Here is a 295-nt window from a genome sequence, read left to right on the forward strand (position 1 = left end):
AGAGATCATTGATCAAGGAATAAGCCAACCAGGTTTTATCTTTAATCTTGGTCATGGTGTCTTCCCAGAGATAAAGCCAGAAACATTAAAACGTCTTACTAGCTTTGTACACGAGTATTCTGCGGAAAAAATTAAAGCTATGAATATATAGTAGAAGAATCTAAATTAAAAATGAGGTGTAGGAGAAGTGAAGAAGACAATTGGATTGTTAGTGATGGCATATGGTACGCCACGTAGCCTTGATGAAGTGGAACCTTATTACACACATATTCGAAGAGGCAGAAAACCATCAAAG

General features: G+C 36.6%; 1 protein-coding gene. It reads left to right on the plus strand.

Going from position 1 to position 295, the window contains the following annotated elements; all coding sequences use genetic code 11:
- Positions 1-7: 7 nt before the first annotated feature.
- Positions 8-151 (plus strand): uroporphyrinogen decarboxylase family protein, encoded by a 144-nt coding sequence (locus tag AOA62_RS32625; protein ID WP_368665699.1) that lies wholly within the window; start codon positions 8-10, stop codon positions 149-151.
- Positions 152-295 lie beyond the last annotated feature (144 nt).

The organism is Pseudomonas sp. 2995-3, from assembly GCF_002742565.1.
GTDB classification, from domain to species: Bacteria; Pseudomonadota; Gammaproteobacteria; order Pseudomonadales; family Pseudomonadaceae; genus Aquipseudomonas; species Aquipseudomonas edaphica.